Source organism: Limnohabitans sp. B9-3, assembly GCF_002778325.1.
Classification (GTDB): Bacteria; Pseudomonadota; Gammaproteobacteria; order Burkholderiales; family Burkholderiaceae_C; genus Limnohabitans; species Limnohabitans kasalickyi.
Window position 1 is genome coordinate 216,855 of the sequence record NZ_NESI01000003.1, and the last position, 15,561, is coordinate 232,415.

A 15,561-nucleotide genomic window follows, 5' to 3' on the forward strand; every position below is an offset into this window, starting at 1 on the left:
ATGTCAAAAGCTGACGTGAGGGTTTCATGCGTTAGCTCAAAGCGTTTCGGTAGTGATGGGTGTCAGTGCGGTAGAGACCGCGTCTTAGCTCCATGGGGGTGTCGTTGTAGGTGTAGGCCACGCGCTCTACGCTCAACAAGGGCGAGGTGATGGACACGAGAAGCAGACGGGCTTGCTCTGCGTCAGGATTGACTGCGCGAATGGTTTCATCAGCACGCACCATGCGCACGCCAAATTCGGTTTCAAACAAGGCGTACATCGGACCATGGTAGCCGCTGAGGCGTTCGGCAGTCAGACCTTTGAAGGGTGAGCCGGGCAGCCAAAGGTCTTCCAAAATTGTGGGCACGCCAGAAAACGCGAGCACACGGCGCACTTGCAGCACGGGGTCCCCGCTGCGCAAGCTCAAGGCACGTGCCACCTCTGCACTGGCGCGCAGGCGTTTGCAGTCAATGATGGTGCGTTCTGCAGGCCCTTCGCTTTGCACGTTGCCGCTGTCGGGTTGCAGCTTTAAAAAGCGGTACTGAACCTGTTGCTCTGCGTGCGTGGCGACAAAGGTGCCTTTACCTTGGCGGCGAACCACCAAGTTTTCGGCAGACAGTTCGTCTATGGCTTTGCGAACCGTGCCTTGGCTGACGCGATAGCGGGCGGCTAAATCCATCTCGCTGGGGATGGCTTCCCCTGGCTTCCATTCGCCCGACTGCAAACTTTGAAGAATGAGGCCCTTGATCTGCTGGTACAGCGGGCTGAAGGCCGGCGTCAAATTGACCAAGCCAGATGCGTCGGCACCCATTAGGGACGTCGAAGTGGCATTGATCAAGGGGGACGGTTGCAGCGTTGCCATCAAGGTCGGGTCAAAAAGAAGAAATGTGTCAGGTCTTTGTCAACCTCAGATCATATCTTCTATAAGACATAAGACAGATGCCTTTGAGGGTTTTCGAGGGTAAAATTGATCGACATTCTTTTTTCAATCACTACTTGGAGTTTTTCTCATGAGCAAGAAGCCTGTTCGCGTTGCCGTCACTGGAGCAGCTGGTCAAATTGGTTACGCCCTGTTGTTCCGCATCGCCTCTGGCGAAATGTTGGGCAAAGACCAACCCGTCATCTTGCAATTGCTGGAAGTGCCCGTTGAAGGTCCACAAAAAGCCCTGCGCGGCGTGATGATGGAATTGGAAGATTGCGCATTCCCCTTGTTGGTCGGCATGGAAGCCCACGGCGATCCGATGACGGCTTTCAAAGACGTCGACTACGCGTTGTTGGTCGGCTCACGTCCACGCGGCCCTGGCATGGAGCGCGCTGAGTTGCTCGCCATCAACGGCGCCATCTTCACCGCACAAGGCAAGGCTTTGAACGCTGTGGCTTCACGTGACGTGAAAGTTTTGGTTGTGGGCAACCCCGCCAACACCAACGCCTACATCGCCATGAAGTCGGCACCTGACTTGAAGCCAGGCAACTTCACCGCTATGTTGCGTTTGGACCACAACCGCGCTGCGTCGCAAATCGCGGCGAAAACAGGCAAGGCCGTGGCCGACATCGAGAAATTGACTGTGTGGGGCAACCATTCGCCCACCATGTACGCCGATTACCGCTTCGCCACCATCAACGGCGAGTCTGTCAAAGACATGATCAACGACCAAGAGTGGAACGCCAACGTGTTCTTGCCAACCGTGGGCAAGCGCGGCGCGGCCATCATTGAAGCGCGTGGCCTGTCCTCGGCTGCTTCGGCTGCCAACGCTGCCATCGACCACATGCGCGACTGGGCCTTGGGCACCAACGGCAAGTGGGTGACGATGGGTATCCCATCACAAGGCTGGTATGGCATTCCTAAAGACGTCATGTTCGGTTTCCCCGTCACTTGCGAAAATGGCGAATACAAAGTGGTTGAAGGCTTGGCCATCGACGAGTTCAGCCAAGCTTGCATCGACAAGACGTTGAAAGAGTTGACCGACGAACAAGCTGGCGTGGCCCACTTGGTCTAAGCCCCACAAAGACAACGTGATGAGCCATCCGCGCGACGTACTGCTGGGCGCACAGTCCTCGGGAGCTTTGCTTCCCGTCTGTGACCATTACAGCGGTGTCGAGGTGCGGATGCGCAAAAGCTTGCAATTGCAAGCCGAGATGACGCAAGAGTTTGGAACCTGCGTTTTCGACGTCACGCTGGATTGTGAAGACGGTGCCCCTGTGGGCGGCGAGGCAGAGCATGCCGCGTTGGTCACGGAATTGGCACTGGCTGCCGCGCCCCAAGCCCGTGTGGCTGTGCGCGTGCACCCTGTGGATCACCCCAGTTTTGAGGCAGACATTGCCACTATTGCAGGCAAAGCTGCGAACCGCTTGACGCACATCATGGTGCCCAAGGTGGAGTCGGTCGCTGACGTGGTGCGCGCCGAACAAGCCTTGAACCAAGCAGGCGCAACAGATTTACCGCTGCATGTGCTGATTGAATCGCCAGCAGCCGTTCACCGTGCCTTTGACATTGCTGCGCACGCGCGCGTGCAATCGCTCAGTTTTGGATTGATGGACTTTGTGTCGGCCCATGGCGGTGCCATTCCTGCTGGCGGCATGTCTTCCGCAGGTCAGTTCACCCACCCTTTGGTGGTGCGTGCCAAGCTGGAAATTGCCAGCGCCTGTCATGCCCACGGCAAAGTGCCTTCGCATTGTGTGGTGACCGAATTCAACGACACGCAGGCTATGCGTGCCGCCGCCGAGCGCGCGGCCCATGAGCTGGGTTACACCCGCATGTGGAGCATTCACCCCGCGCAAATTCGCCCCATTTTGGAGGCCATGTCTCCCAAAGCAGCGGACATTGAAGTGGCCAGCGAGATCGTGCTGGCTGCGCAGGCCGCCGATTGGGCGCCGATCAGCCACCGCGGTCAGTTGCATGACCGAGCCAGTTACCGTTTCTTTTGGCAAGTGTTGGAACGTGCGCATCGCACAGGACGTCATTTGCCCGCAGAAATCCAACGATTTTTCCAAGACTAATCCGGAGGTGTTCATGCGTTATTTGGTATTAGGTGTGTTGGCTTGTTTGTGTTCTGGCTTGGCTTGGGCTGAGGTTGACGAGACCTTGGGTAAAAGCAAAGCAACCCATATCAATGCTCAAAAATTGGCCAAACCCAGCTTGAAAGCAAGCCCCAAATTGACGCCTGCTGAGCTTGCCAAATTAGCGACCGAAAAAGAAATTGCCCAAAGGCGTGCCGCCTTTGTTCCCACAGCCGCTGTGGCCACGACGGCCGCAACTGCCACACTTTCTCCAGCAGCAGCACCGCTACCGAACCCTGCGCTGGATGCCGCTGCACCCGCAACGATGCCCGAAGCGCAAGCCGCGGTGACGGGCGATGTGCACGTGGGTCGCATGGTGTGTGAGTTGGGCAATGCTGTATCGGTCACGCCAGATCCCAGCCGACTCGGAACCTACTGGGTGCAAATGCGGCAACATCGTTATCACATGACGCCTGTCGCGACCTCCACGGGCGCGGTACGCCTTGAAGACAAGCAAGCGGGCGCCATGTGGCTGCAGCTGCCCCATAAATCGATGTTGATGAACAGCAAAATCGGCCAACGCATGGCCGATGAGTGTCAAAGCGCCCACCAATTCGATGAAGCCAGTCGCATGAAGTCGGGTCCGCCATCGACTTTGCTGGATGGCCCCAGCTTCGCCAAAAAATAAGCCACCCATTTCCTTTTTGATTTGTTAGACCGGAGAAAACCATGTTGAAAGCCTACCGTGACCACGTAGCCGAGCGCGCAGCGCTGGGCATTCCCCCACTGCCGCTGGATGCCAAGCAAACGGCTGAATTGATCGAGTTGATCAAAGCCCCCGCCGCTGGCGAAGAAGCGTTCTTGATGGACTTGTTGACCCACCGCGTGCCACCCGGTGTGGACGATGCGGCTAAAGTCAAAGCCTCTTTCTTGGCTGCTGTGGCTCACGGCGAAATCAAAGTGGGCTTGATCTCTAAGTCCAAAGCCACTGAGCTGTTGGGCACCATGGTGGGTGGCTACAACGTACACCCGTTGATCGAATTGCTCGACGACGCTGAAGTGGCTGCTGTGGCCGCTGAAGCTTTGAAGAAAACCTTGTTGATGTTTGACTTCTTCAACGACGTCGCTGAAAAAGCCAAGGCCGGTAACGCCAAAGCCAAAGAAGTGATGAACAGTTGGGCCGATGCCGAGTGGTTCACCACACGTCCTGAAGTCGAGAAAAAAATCACCATCACTGTCTTCAAGGTGCCAGGTGAGACCAACACTGACGATCTGTCTCCAGCGCCTGACGCATGGAGCCGTCCTGACATCCCCTTGCACTATTTGGCGATGTTGAAAAACACCCGCGAAGGCGCAGCGTTCAAGCCAGAAGAAGACGGCAAGCGCGGCCCCATGGCCATGATCGAAGAGCTGAAGAAAAAAGGCAATTTGGTCTCTTATGTTGGCGACGTGGTGGGCACTGGTTCTTCACGCAAGTCAGCCACCAACAGCATCATTTGGGGCTTTGGTGAAGACATTCCTTTCGTGCCAAACAAGCGTTTTGGTGGTGTGACTTTGGGCGGCAAGATTGCCCCCATCTTCTTCAACACCCAAGAAGACTCAGGCGCTTTGCCGATCGAAGTGGACGTGACTGCACTCAACATGGGTGACGTGGTTGACGTGTTGCCCTACGACGGCAAGATCGTGAAGAACGGTGAAACCATCACCACGTTCCAGCTTAAGAGCGATGTGCTGTTTGACGAAGTGCGTGCCGGTGGCCGTATCAACTTGATCATCGGTCGCAGCTTGACCGCCAAGGCCCGTGAGTTCTTGGGTCTGCCAGCTTCCACCGTGTTCCGTTTGCCTACTGCACCCATCACCACCAACGCTGGCTTCACGCTGGCGCAAAAGATGGTCGGTCGTGCCGTTGGTTTGCCAGAAGGCCAAGGCGTTCGCCCCGGTACTTACTGCGAACCCAAGATGACCACCGTGGGTTCACAAGACACCACAGGCCCGATGACCCGCGACGAGTTGAAAGACTTGGCTTGCCTCGGCTTCTCTGCTGACATGGTCATGCAATCGTTCTGCCACACAGCGGCTTACCCCAAGTCGGTAGACGTCAAAACGCACCGCGAATTGCCAGCGTTCATCAGCAACCGTGGCGGCGTGGCTTTGCGTCCAGGCGACGGTGTGATTCACTCTTGGTTGAACCGTTTGTTGTTGCCTGACACCGTCGGTACTGGTGGCGATTCACACACTCGCTTCCCTATCGGTATCAGCTTCCCAGCTGGTTCTGGCTTGGTGGCCTTCGGTGCCGCCACAGGCGTGATGCCTTTGGACATGCCCGAGTCCATCCTAGTGCGCTTCAAAGGCGAAATGCAACCTGGCGTGACACTGCGCGACTTGGTGCACGCCATTCCTTTGTACGCGATCAAGCAAGGTTTGTTGACTGTGGCCAAGGCCGGCAAGATCAACGAATTCTCTGGTCGCATCTTGGAAATCGAAGGCTTGCCCAACCTCAAGGTCGAGCAAGCGTTTGAATTGTCTGACGCGTCTGCTGAGCGTTCTGCTGCTGGTTGCTCGATCAAGCTCAACAAAGAGCCTGTCGAGGAATACCTCAAGTCCAACGTGGTGTTGATGAAGAACATGATTGCCGACGGCTACGCCGACGCACGCACCTTGGCTCGCCGCATCGAAAAGGTGGAGCAATGGTTGGCTGCACCTAGTCTGTTGGAAGCCGACAAAGATGCTGAGTACGCACACGTCATCGAGATCGATTTGGCAGACATCAAAGAGCCGATCGTGTGCTGCCCGAACGACCCAGATGACGCCAAGTTCTTATCTGAAGTGTCTGGCACCCACATTGACGAAGCCTTCATCGGCTCTTGCATGACCAACATCGGCCACTTCCGCGCAGCTGCCAAGTTGCTCGGCGGCCAGCGCGACATCCCTGTCAAGTTGTGGGTGGCACCGCCAACGAAGATGGACGAGAGCGAGCTGATCAAAGAAGGTCACTACGCGGCGTTCGGCACAGCCGGTGCGCGCACCGAAATGCCAGGCTGTTCGTTGTGCATGGGTAACCAAGCGCAAGTGCGTGAAGGCGCGACGGTGGTGTCTACCTCCACACGTAACTTCCCCAACCGTTTGGGTAAGAACACCAACGTGTACTTGGCATCTGCCGAGTTGGCCGCCATCACCTCGAAGATGGGCAAGTTCCCAACCGTGGCTGAATACCACGCTGCAATGGGCGTGGTCAACAGCGACGGCGCAGCCATCTACAAGTACTTGAACTTCAACCAGATCGACGAGTATGTTGAAACTGCCAAGGGCGTGACTGCTTAAGCAGCCCGCGTCTTCACCCAGCGCTTCGGTGTTGGTTGATAAAAACCCGCAAAGCGCGAGCCTTGCGGGTTTTTTTATGCGTGGCTAAAAATCACTCAGGATCGATTTTTGCGTCTCGTACCACTTTGGCCCAGCGGGGAGCTTCAGCCTTGATGAGGGCCGCAAATTGCTCGGGCGTGCCGCCGCCCACCTCGTTGCCTTGACTCAAGATTTTGTCTTTCACCTCAGCCGTTTGCAGCGCTTGGTTGCACACGGTGTTGAGTTGCTTGACCAGCTCAGGCGACATGCCTTTGGGACCAATCAGGCCTTGCCAATTCAGCACTTCCACTGCTGGGTAGCCTTGCTCTCCCATGGTGGGCAGATCGGGCAAAAGAGGAGAGCGTTTTTTGCTGGTGATGGCCAGGGCACGCATGCGTCCACCTTGGATAGCGGGCATGGCGGCATACATTTGTTCAAACATCATGTGCACTTGGCCGCTCATCAAATCTGTAGCGCCAGCAGAGCCGCTTTTGTAGGGGGCATGAATCATGTCGATGCCTGCTTCATGCTCAAACAAGGCGCCGCTCAAATGGTGTGAACCGCCGATGCCGCCAGAGGCGTAGCTAAGTTTGCCAGGGGATGCTTTGGCTGCTGCTACGAGGTCTTTCACCGTTTTGTAAGGCGAGTCGTTGCGCACCATCAAAATGAGCGGGCCGCGCTCGATCAAGCAAATGGGTGTGAGGTCGTTGAGTGGGTCGAAGTTGAGCTTTTTGAACAAGGCTTGGTTGACGGCCAAGGGGGCGAAGTTGCCCATACCTAGGGTGTAGCCGTCTGGCTTGCCACGGGCAATGGCTTCGGTGCCAATGTTGCCGCCTGCACCCGCTTTGTTGTCGATGATGATGGGCTGCCCCAAGATGCTGCCCATGGCTTTGGCGACTTGGCGAGAACGGCTGTCGGCGTTACCACCTGCCGCGTAGGGGCAGATCCATGTGATCGTTTTGGTGGGGTATTTGTCTTGGGCTTGTGCGAACAGTGGCAGCAAGCTGGCACTGGCCGTGGCTTGAATGAGGGCGCGGCGTTTCATGGTCGGAGTCTCCTTATTTTTAAATGTAACAAAGCACAGGTCCCTGCTTGAGAACTTTGGACGCTGCCGGCATAGCACAATCACGTCCATGAATCGAAGTGTGTTGATTGCAGGAGGTGGCATTGCAGGCATGGCAGCAGGCTTCGCGGCTGCGCGTGCAGGCTGGCAATCTAGCGTGTTTGAACGGGCTGGCGCGTTTTCAGAAGTGGGTGCTGGTGTGCAGCTAGGCCCAAATGTGACCCGCATTTTGCAAGCTTGGGGTTTGGGTGATGCCCTCACGCAGGTGGCAGCATTTCCTTCGGGCTTGCATGCGCGCAGCATGACAACAGGAGAGGTGTTTGCCACACTGCCTTTGAAAGACGCGACTGCAACATATGGTGCGCCTTATGCCACCCTTCATCGCGCTGATTTACATGGCCTGTTATGGCAGGCAGCATCGCGCGAAGGTGTCACGGTGATCAGCGACGCTGTGGTGCAGAAGGTGAGCCAATCTTCGGATGATGTGGTGTTGGATGTCATGCAGCACGCGCAATGGCAGCAGCACACTGCGGCTATGGCCTTGGCTGCTGATGGTGTGTGGAGCCCGCTACGCCAACAACTTTTAGGGGACGGTTTGCCAAGCTTCACGGGGCACATCGCCTACCGAGCCTTGGTGGCACAAGCCGATTTACCTGTGAAATTTCGTAGTCAAGATGTGTCGGTGTGGATGGGTTCGCAAGCCCACGTGGTGAGCTACCCCGTGCGAGGCGGTGAGTATTTGAATGTGGTGTGTTTGACCGAAGGGCGTTTGCTGGATAGCGATGCGCACGACTTGCAGGTTTTGCAAACATGGAATGCCAAGAAGTCTGAATCGCAAACTGTGGCCGAACTGCACTACGCCCTACGTGGTGCTTGTCGTCCGTTGATTGATTTGATGGCTGCCTGTCGCGATTGGCGTTTGTGGCCTTTGTGCGGCAGACCCGCTATGCAGGGCCCACAACAGCATGTGCAAGGCCGTGTGGCTTTGGTGGGCGACGCCGCACACCCCATGCTGCCGTATTTGGCGCAAGGCGCAGGCATGGCAATTGAAGACGCACATGCATTGGCTGAAAAATTACTGGGTGCATCAGCAGCGAATGTGCCCGAACGATTGCAGGAGTTTGCCAGCGTCCGCTGGCAACGCAATGCGCGAGTGCAGGCGAGGGCGATTCGCAATGGGCAAATATTTCATGCCTCTGGGCCTCTGCGCGTGGGGCGCGATCTAGGCTTGCGCCTGATGGGCTCGCGTTTGATGGATGTGCCCTGGCTCTACGGCTACCGTCAGCCTTGAACCTCTTTAGCTAAGTGCAGGCAATCCGTGGCGCATGCGTGCACGTTGGCACGCATCGCTGCCTTCTTCAAACTCTCTGCAAGGGGAGGGGCGCCATTCGTAAATGCCGCAAGTGGCTTTTTCGCCCACTTTGCCGCTGAGTGCTGCGCAACGCGGCGGGGAGTAATCGGTGCCGCGCATGCGGCACATCGTCGACGTGAGCTCTTGGCCCAAACCTGACGGCACAGAGCCGCCGTGTGTATCCATTTCCTCCACGCTGAAATCGACCCGAAAGTTGGCGCAGCATGCACCGCAACTGGTGCAGGCCGACATCACTGACGTCCGAGCAGCAGGTACTCCATGAGCGCCTTTTGCACATGCATGCGGTTTTCGGCTTCGTCCCATACGACCGATTGCGGGCCATCGATCACGTCCGCCGACACTTCTTCGCCACGGTGAGCGGGCAAGCAATGCATGAACAGCGCGTCGGGTTTGGCGGCCGCCATCATGTCGGCGTCCACGCACCAATCGTTGAAGGCTTGTTTGCGCGCTTCGTTTTCAGCCTCATAGCCCATGCTGGTCCACACGTCGGTGGTGACCAAGTCTGCCCCTTGGCAAGCTTGCATGGGGTCGGTAAAAACTTTGTAGCAATCGCTGTTGCTGAGGCCTGCAATGGCGGGGTCGACTTCATAGCCACTTGGCGTGCTGACGTGAACGGTAAAGCCCAGCATATCGGCCGCCTGCAGCCAGGTGTTGGCCATGTTGTTGCCATCACCCACCCAAGCCACCACTTTGCCTTTGAGGCACTCTAGGGGATGCGCGGTCAAGCCGCGGTGTTCGATGAAGGTGAACAAGTCCGCCATGATTTGGCAGGGGTGAAATTCGTTGGTCAAGCCGTTGATGACGGGCACGCGCGAATTGGCGGCAAAGGTGTTGATCTTGTCTTGCCCGTAAGTGCGGATCATGACCAAGTCAGTCATGCGGCTGATGACTTTGGCGCTGTCTTCGATGGGCTCTGCGCGTCCGAGTTGGCTGTCGCCCGTGGTTAAGTGCACCACCGAACCACCCAGCTGGTACATACCGGCTTCAAAGCTCACACGGGTACGCGTAGAGGCTTTTTCGAAAATCATGGCCATCGTACGGTCGGCTAGTGAATGGTGCTTCTCGTAGGCTTTGAATTTCTTTTTGATGAACGCAGCCCGTGTGAACAAGTAGGCGTATTCATCGGCCGTGAGGTCGGTGAATTGCAGGTAGTGTTTCAGCGTTTGGGTCATGCGGCTTCTGCCAAGAAAGTTTTGATAAGCGGCACAAGGATGGCCACCACTTCGTCGGCCTCTGCCTCGGTGATGATGAGCGGTGGCACCAAACGCACCACGCTGTCTGCCGTCACGCTGAGCAACAAGCCCGCGTCGAGTGCACGTTGCATCAACGCGCCACATGAACGGTCGAGGTCGATGCCAATCATCAAGCCTTGGCCGCGAATTTCTTTAACGCCTTGCACGCCATCAAGCTCTCGGTGGAGTGCTGCGTGGAGGTGAGCGCTGACTTGGCTCACGTTGTTGAGCAATTGGTCTTCTTCCATGATGCGGATGGTTTCTACACCGGCGCGCATCGACAGCGGGTTACCACCAAAGGTGGTGCCATGGTTGCCCGGTTGGAAGATGTGGGCAGCTTTGGGGCCAGCCACCACCGCACCAATCGGCACGCCAGAACCCAAGCCTTTGGCCAAAGGCATCAGGTCAGGCACGATGCCTGCCCATTGGTGTGCAAACCATTTGCCCGTGCGGCCCATGCCGCATTGCACTTCGTCAATCATCATGAGCCAATCGCGGGCGTCGCACAGCTGGCGAACTTGCTGCATGTACTCAGCGCGCATGGGCGTCACGCCACCTTCGCCTTGGATGGCTTCCATGAACACCGCCACCACATTGGGGTTGCCTTCAGTGGCTTTTTTCAGTGCGTCGATGTCGTTCACAGGTACGCGGACGAATCCACCCATCATGGGTCCAAAACCTTCTTTGATTTTGTCGTTACCCGTGGCGGCAAGGGTCGCCAATGAGCGGCCATGGAAGGACTTTTCGTAGACCACGATCTCTGGCGACTCAATGCCCTTCATATGACCGAACTTGCGCGCCAGTTTCAGCGCTGCTTCATTGGCTTCCAAGCCGCTGTTGCAAAAGAACACGTTGGTCATGCCCGACAACTCGACCAGCTTGGCTGCCAGTGCTTCTTGCAAGGGGATGTGGTAGTAGTTGCAGCTGTGCATCATCTTTCCCACTTGGTCTTGCAAGGCGGGGGTGAGCTTGGGGTGAGCGTGGCCCAAGGTGTTGACGGCGATGCCAGCCAAGGCGTCGAGATAACACTTGCCGTCGACATCCCACACGCGCAAACCTCGGCCATGCGACACAGTCATTGGCAGGCGGCCATAGGTGTTCATGCAATGAGGGGATGCGGCAGGCGTGGTCATGTCAACTCCAAAAATAAAAACGACCCAACGAAGGTTGAGCCGTTGAAGCGTGATTTTAGAGGCAGCTTTTGACGCTTTCGTGAAACTGCCTCGCGACGTTCGCCCTGGCACCCGCATGACGCTAAAAAGCCATAAGTCTTATATAAGATAGAATGCATGACACACTGGCGACAGAGGGAGATCCCCCTTCGCTCAAGCCCAACATTCAGCATCTACCCGATGGTCTCACCCTCTGCCAAAGAAGTATTTATCCTGGGACTCACCCAAGAAGGACGCACATTCCGCCCCAGCGATTGGGCTGAGCGTTTGGCGGGTGTGATGAGCCAGTTTCGCCCAGGCGGCGCAACGCCGGGTAGCCATTTGAGCTATTCGCCTTGGTGTGTGCCCAATACCTTGGAGGGCAACAAGTGCGTGATTGTTCATACCGACTTGCGCGATGAAGAGCCTATGGCTTGGAGTTTTGTGATGAACTTTGCCAAAGACAACGGCTTGCAAGTGGTCGAAGCTTGTCTTTTGCCCGAGCCTCCCCCCAAATAACGTAGAACCTTGGCGCTTGGCTTGAAAAAGTCGAGGCAACAAAAAAGCCGCTTCACAGCGGCTTTTTGCTTTTTCTTTGCTGGCAGCGCACCCGTTACAAACGGCGGCTTGACGGATCAAGCCGGGCTGTTTGCCTGAGTGATCAGGCGGCAAGTGCCAAGGCCTTGACCTTGGTGGAGAGGCGGCTCTTATCGCGAGCAGCTTTGTTCTTGTGGAAGATGCCTTTGTCGGCAACCGTGTCCACCACAGCTTGCATCTTGGCAAACAGTTCGGTGGCTTTGGTTTTGTCGCCAGCCAAAACGGCTTTCTCGACGTTCTTCACCGCGGTGCGGTACTTCGAGCGCAACGAGGTGTTGGCGGCATTGATTTTGATGTCTTGGCGGACGCGTTTACGACCTGATGCCAGACGTGGGTTTTTTTTCTTGGGTTTAGCTGATGCCATGATGAGTTTCCTAGAGGTTTGTGGATGATGCCAGCAAAGCCCACGATTGTAGCCATAAACGCAGCGCTCGCTACACTCAGAGCCGTGTCACTGTTCAAATCTGCTTCCATCGTCTCGGGCTTGACCCTCATTTCACGCATCACGGGTTTGATGCGTGAACTCCTCATTGCCTCCACCTTCGGTGCCAGCGCCTTGACCGATGCCTTCAATGTGGCGTTTCGGATTCCCAATTTGTTTAGACGCTTGTTTGCTGAGGGCGCCTTCAGCCAAGCCTTTGTGCCTGTTTTGGCGGCCAGCCGCCAGCAGCAAGGCGATGAGGCGACCCATGCATTGATCAGCCAAGTCGCGACGTTGTTGGCGTGGGCGCTTTTTGTGACCTCTGTTTTGGGCGTTTTAGCCGCGCCTTGGTTGGTGTGGGCCATGGCCAGTGGTTTGCAACAGTCATCCGAGGGTTTTGAGGTGGCTGTGGTCTTGACCCGTTGGATGTTTCCCTACATCGCTTTCATGTCGTTGGTGGCGCTGGCGGCGGGGGTGCTCAACACTTGGAAGCGCTTTGCGGTGCCAGCGGCCACGCCAGTTTTGCTGAATGTGTCGATGATCGTGGCGGCTTGGTGGGGCGGGCCGTGGTTGGGCAGCTTGGGTGTGCCGCCCATTTATGCCTTGGCTGGCGGCGTCATGCTGGGCGGTCTGGCGCAACTCAGTGTGCAACTGGTGGCACTGCGTCGTTTGGGGCTGTTGCCACGCATTGGCTTACGTTGGCGCGATATTCGTCACGCTTGGTCAGGCCCGGGTCCTAAGCGCATCTTGCAGCTCATGGTGCCCGCCTTGCTGGGCGTGAGCGTTGCGCAAATTTCGCTGTTGATCAATACCCAAATTGCTTCGCACTTGGTGGCGGGCAGCGTGAGCTGGCTCAGTTATGCCGATCGTTTGATGGAGTTTCCGACCGCTTTGTTGGGTGTGGCGTTGGGTGTGGTGCTGATGCCCCAGCTCTCTGCTGCCAAAGCGGCCAATGACACGGCCAAATACTCAGACATGCTGGACTGGGGTTTGCGTTTGGTGGTGGTGCTAGGCGTTCCTTGTGCGTTGGCTTTGCTCGTGTTTTCCAAAGCCCTGGTCGCGGTGCTTTACAACTACGGGGCGTTCAGTGCGCACGATGTGCAGCAAACCACGCTTGCCTTGATGGGCTATGGCGTGGGCTTGCTCGGGTTGGTGGCCATCAAGGTGCTGGCACCCGGTTATTACGCCAGTCAAAACATACGCACGCCGGTGCGCATTGCGGTGGCGGTGTTGGTCATCACACAACTGCTTAATTTGGTGCTGGTCCCTTACTTGGCCCATGCTGGTTTGGCCCTCTCTATTGGCTTGGGTGCCTTGGTCAACGCGGCTTGGCTGCTATGGGGCTTGCGCCATAACGGCACGTATGTGATGAGCGCGGGCTGGTTGCGCTTTGTATTACAAGTACTGGTGGCGTGCGCCGTGCTGGGTGGGTGGCTGACTTGGGCTGCTCAGTTTTGGGATTGGACGGCTTTGCACGCCACACCGTTTTTGCGCGTGGGTTTGATGGCGGGCGTGTTGGCAGGCAGTGCGCTGTTGTACTTTGGTACGCTGTCACTCACAGGCTTAAAGCTGCGTGTTTTGTTGCGTCGATGAAAGGCGAGTTGCATGAATTTCAATTTAGAGGTACCCACTGCACTTGAATACTTTGAGTCTCTGGTGCAGAGCGATGCCCACTTTCCGTTGCTCGAAGCAGCCGCGAGTTTGGCGCAAGACGAATACCCCGAATTCGACATTCAGCAAGTGCTTGACCAAGTTGATCAACTCGTCGGACGCCTTAAGCAACGGTTGCCAGCGGATTCAGGCGCGCTACAAAAATTGCGTTTGTTGAACCAGTTTTTCTTCGATGAGCTGGGATTTGGTGGCAACCTGAACGATTACTACGACCCTGACAACAGCTTTTTACATGTGGTGCTGCGCACGCGTCGCGGCATTCCCATCAGTTTGGCCGTGTTGTGGCTGGAGTTGGCGACGGGCCTTGGGCTGGAGGCGCAGGGGGTGAGTTTTCCGGGGCATTTTTTGGTCAAAGTCCGTTTGCCCCATCCGCACGATGGCATGGCGGTGATCGATCCTTTTTCTGGCCGCTCCTTGGGCAAAGAGGACCTGATGGAGCGATTGATGCCGCTTTACAACGAGTCTGGCTTGGTGCGCAACGGTGAGGTGTCGGATGACTTGCTCAAACAATGTTTGCGCACGGCCACACCCCGAGAAATCATGGCCCGTATGCTACGTAATTTGGAAGAGGTCTACGTCAGCCACAACGACGCGCCACGTCTTGCGCTCGTGAAAAAGCGCCTGCAGGTGTTGATTCCTGAGGCGCCTGACGCCGACTAACAGCCCTTCGGGCCTGTGTTCGGCTCTGATTGAAGCAAGGTTATTGCACCAACACCGCCGCCGTGTCGCCGCGTTCGGCAATCACGCCAATGGTGTGCACTTGCTCGCCGTGCGCGCGCAGCACCTCTGCGCAGGCCTCGGCGTGGGCAGCGTCGATGACCACCACCATGCCAATGCCGTTGTTGAACGTGCGGTTCATCTCAATGTCGTCAATACCCGCTGTGCTTTGCAACCAAGCGAACAGCTCGGTTTGTGGCCAGCTGCCCTTGGTCAAGTGCGCGGCCATGCCTTCTGGCAAGACGCGTGGGATGTTTTCAAGCAAACCACCGCCCGTGATGTGCGCCAGCGCTTTGATGGGTTGGGTGGCCAACGCGGCCAACACGCTCTTCACATACAAGCGGGTGGGGGCCATGATGGCTTCTTTGAAGGGCTTGCCATCTAGGGTGACGGGGGCGTTGGCACCTGCGCGGTCGATCACCTTGCGTACCAGCGAGAAGCCGTTGGAGTGCACACCAGCAGAGGCCAAGCCCAGCACCACATCGCCAGGTTTGACGTCTTGACCGGTCAAGATTTTGGATTTTTCAACGGCACCCACCGCAAATCCTGCCAAGTCGTATTCGCCATCGGGGTACATACCTGGCATTTCAGCAGTTTCACCGCCGATCAATGCGCAGCCTGACAGCTCGCAACCTTTGGCAATGCCTCCCACAACCGCTGCGGCCGTGTCGATGTGCAATTTGCCGCACGCAAAGTAGTCGAGGAAGAACAGAGGCTCTGCGCCTTGCACCAAAACGTCGTTCACGCTCATGGCCACCAAATCGATGCCCACGGTGTCGTGCATTTGCCATTCAAACGCGAGCTTGAGTTTGGTGCCCACGCCGTCGGTGCCGCTCACCAGCACGGGTTCTTTGTAGCGCTTGGGCACTTCAAACAGAGCGCCAAATCCGCCAATGCCTGCCAACACGCCCTCGCGCATGGTTTTTTTGGCCAGGGGTTTGATGCGTTCGACCAAGGCGTCGCCAGCGTCAATGTCGACACCGGCGTCTTTGTAGGAAAGGGGTTTGTTCATGATGAGAATG

14 protein-coding genes and 1 pseudogene are annotated in these 15,561 nt (G+C 56.8%); 8 read left to right on the plus strand and 7 right to left on the minus strand.

Features of this window, described 5'->3' with window-relative positions; genetic code table 11:
- Positions 1–31 precede the first annotated feature (31 nt).
- A complete protein-coding gene (locus B9Z42_RS06430; protein ID WP_100132774.1) occupies positions 32–790 on the minus strand; it encodes a GntR family transcriptional regulator in 759 nt (252 codons plus the stop codon).
- 199 nt (positions 791–989) lie between these two features.
- Between B9Z42_RS06430 and B9Z42_RS06435 the strand changes: the two genes are divergently transcribed.
- From B9Z42_RS06435 to acnB, 4 genes are read left to right on the plus strand one after another with little or no spacing between them, the layout of a single operon-like run.
- Positions 990–1,976 carry a malate dehydrogenase gene (locus B9Z42_RS06435; RefSeq protein ID WP_100132521.1) on the plus strand — a complete coding sequence of 329 codons (987 nt, stop codon included), beginning with the start codon at positions 990–992 and terminating at the stop codon, positions 1,974–1,976.
- Between the two features lie 19 nt (positions 1,977–1,995).
- Entirely contained in the window at positions 1,996–2,976 is a 981-nt protein-coding gene (locus B9Z42_RS06440) for a CoA ester lyase (protein ID WP_100132522.1), read from the plus strand.
- Between the two features lie 13 nt (positions 2,977–2,989).
- Entirely contained in the window at positions 2,990–3,664 is a 675-nt protein-coding gene (locus B9Z42_RS06445) for a hypothetical protein (RefSeq protein WP_100132523.1), read from the plus strand.
- A 41-nt stretch (positions 3,665–3,705) separates the two neighbouring features.
- The gene (gene acnB, locus B9Z42_RS06450) at positions 3,706–6,297 is read left to right on the plus strand and encodes a bifunctional aconitate hydratase 2/2-methylisocitrate dehydratase (protein WP_100132524.1); all 2,592 of its coding nucleotides are present in this window, start codon (positions 3,706–3,708) and stop codon (positions 6,295–6,297) included.
- Positions 6,298–6,388: 91 nt separating this feature from the next.
- Here the strand turns inward: acnB and B9Z42_RS06455 are convergent, their stop codons facing one another.
- Entirely contained in the window at positions 6,389–7,360 is a 972-nt protein-coding gene (locus tag B9Z42_RS06455) for a tripartite tricarboxylate transporter substrate binding protein (protein WP_100132525.1), read from the minus strand.
- 88 nt (positions 7,361–7,448) lie between these two features.
- Here B9Z42_RS06455 and B9Z42_RS06460 point away from each other — a divergent pair, with 88 nt between their 5' ends.
- Positions 7,449–8,669, plus strand: coding sequence for an FAD-dependent monooxygenase (locus B9Z42_RS06460; protein ID WP_100132526.1), 1,221 nt, complete (start codon positions 7,449–7,451; stop codon positions 8,667–8,669).
- A 6-nt stretch (positions 8,670–8,675) separates the two neighbouring features.
- Here the strand turns inward: B9Z42_RS06460 and B9Z42_RS06465 are convergent, their stop codons facing one another.
- From B9Z42_RS06465 to B9Z42_RS06475, 3 genes are read right to left on the minus strand one after another with little or no spacing between them, the layout of a single operon-like run.
- Positions 8,676–8,981, minus strand: coding sequence for a YkgJ family cysteine cluster protein (locus B9Z42_RS06465; protein ID WP_100132527.1), 306 nt, complete (start codon positions 8,979–8,981; stop codon positions 8,676–8,678).
- Positions 8,981–9,922 (minus strand): ornithine carbamoyltransferase, encoded by a 942-nt coding sequence (argF, locus tag B9Z42_RS06470; RefSeq protein WP_100132528.1) that lies wholly within the window; start codon positions 9,920–9,922, stop codon positions 8,981–8,983. Before argF ends, B9Z42_RS06465 begins: the two co-directional genes overlap by 1 nt.
- On the minus strand, positions 9,919–11,115 hold the full coding sequence (locus B9Z42_RS06475) for an aspartate aminotransferase family protein (RefSeq protein WP_100132529.1): 1,197 nt from the start codon (positions 11,113–11,115) through the stop codon (positions 9,919–9,921). Before B9Z42_RS06475 ends, argF begins: the two co-directional genes overlap by 4 nt.
- 219 nt (positions 11,116–11,334) lie before the next feature.
- Here B9Z42_RS06475 and B9Z42_RS06480 point away from each other — a divergent pair, with 219 nt between their 5' ends.
- The gene (locus B9Z42_RS06480) at positions 11,335–11,652 is read left to right on the plus strand and encodes a DUF3579 domain-containing protein (RefSeq protein WP_100132530.1); all 318 of its coding nucleotides are present in this window, start codon (positions 11,335–11,337) and stop codon (positions 11,650–11,652) included.
- A gap of 142 nt (positions 11,653–11,794) precedes the next feature.
- Here B9Z42_RS06480 and rpsT read toward each other — a convergent pair whose 3' ends face one another.
- Positions 11,795–12,094 carry a 30S ribosomal protein S20 gene (gene rpsT, locus B9Z42_RS06485; protein ID WP_100132531.1) on the minus strand — a complete coding sequence of 100 codons (300 nt, stop codon included), beginning with the start codon at positions 12,092–12,094 and terminating at the stop codon, positions 11,795–11,797.
- Between the two features lie 84 nt (positions 12,095–12,178).
- Here rpsT and murJ point away from each other — a divergent pair, with 84 nt between their 5' ends.
- Complete coding sequence (gene murJ, locus B9Z42_RS06490; protein ID WP_100132532.1) at positions 12,179–13,744, plus strand: murein biosynthesis integral membrane protein MurJ; 1,566 nt, start codon at positions 12,179–12,181, stop codon at positions 13,742–13,744.
- A 12-nt stretch (positions 13,745–13,756) separates the two neighbouring features.
- Positions 13,757–14,467, plus strand: a pseudogene (locus B9Z42_RS06495) (SirB1 family protein); the annotation flags it as partial.
- Positions 14,468–14,522: 55 nt separating this feature from the next.
- Here the strand turns inward: B9Z42_RS06495 and purM are convergent.
- Entirely contained in the window at positions 14,523–15,551 is a 1,029-nt protein-coding gene (gene purM, locus B9Z42_RS06500) for a phosphoribosylformylglycinamidine cyclo-ligase (protein WP_100132775.1), read from the minus strand.
- Between the last annotated feature and the right edge of the window lie 10 nt (positions 15,552–15,561).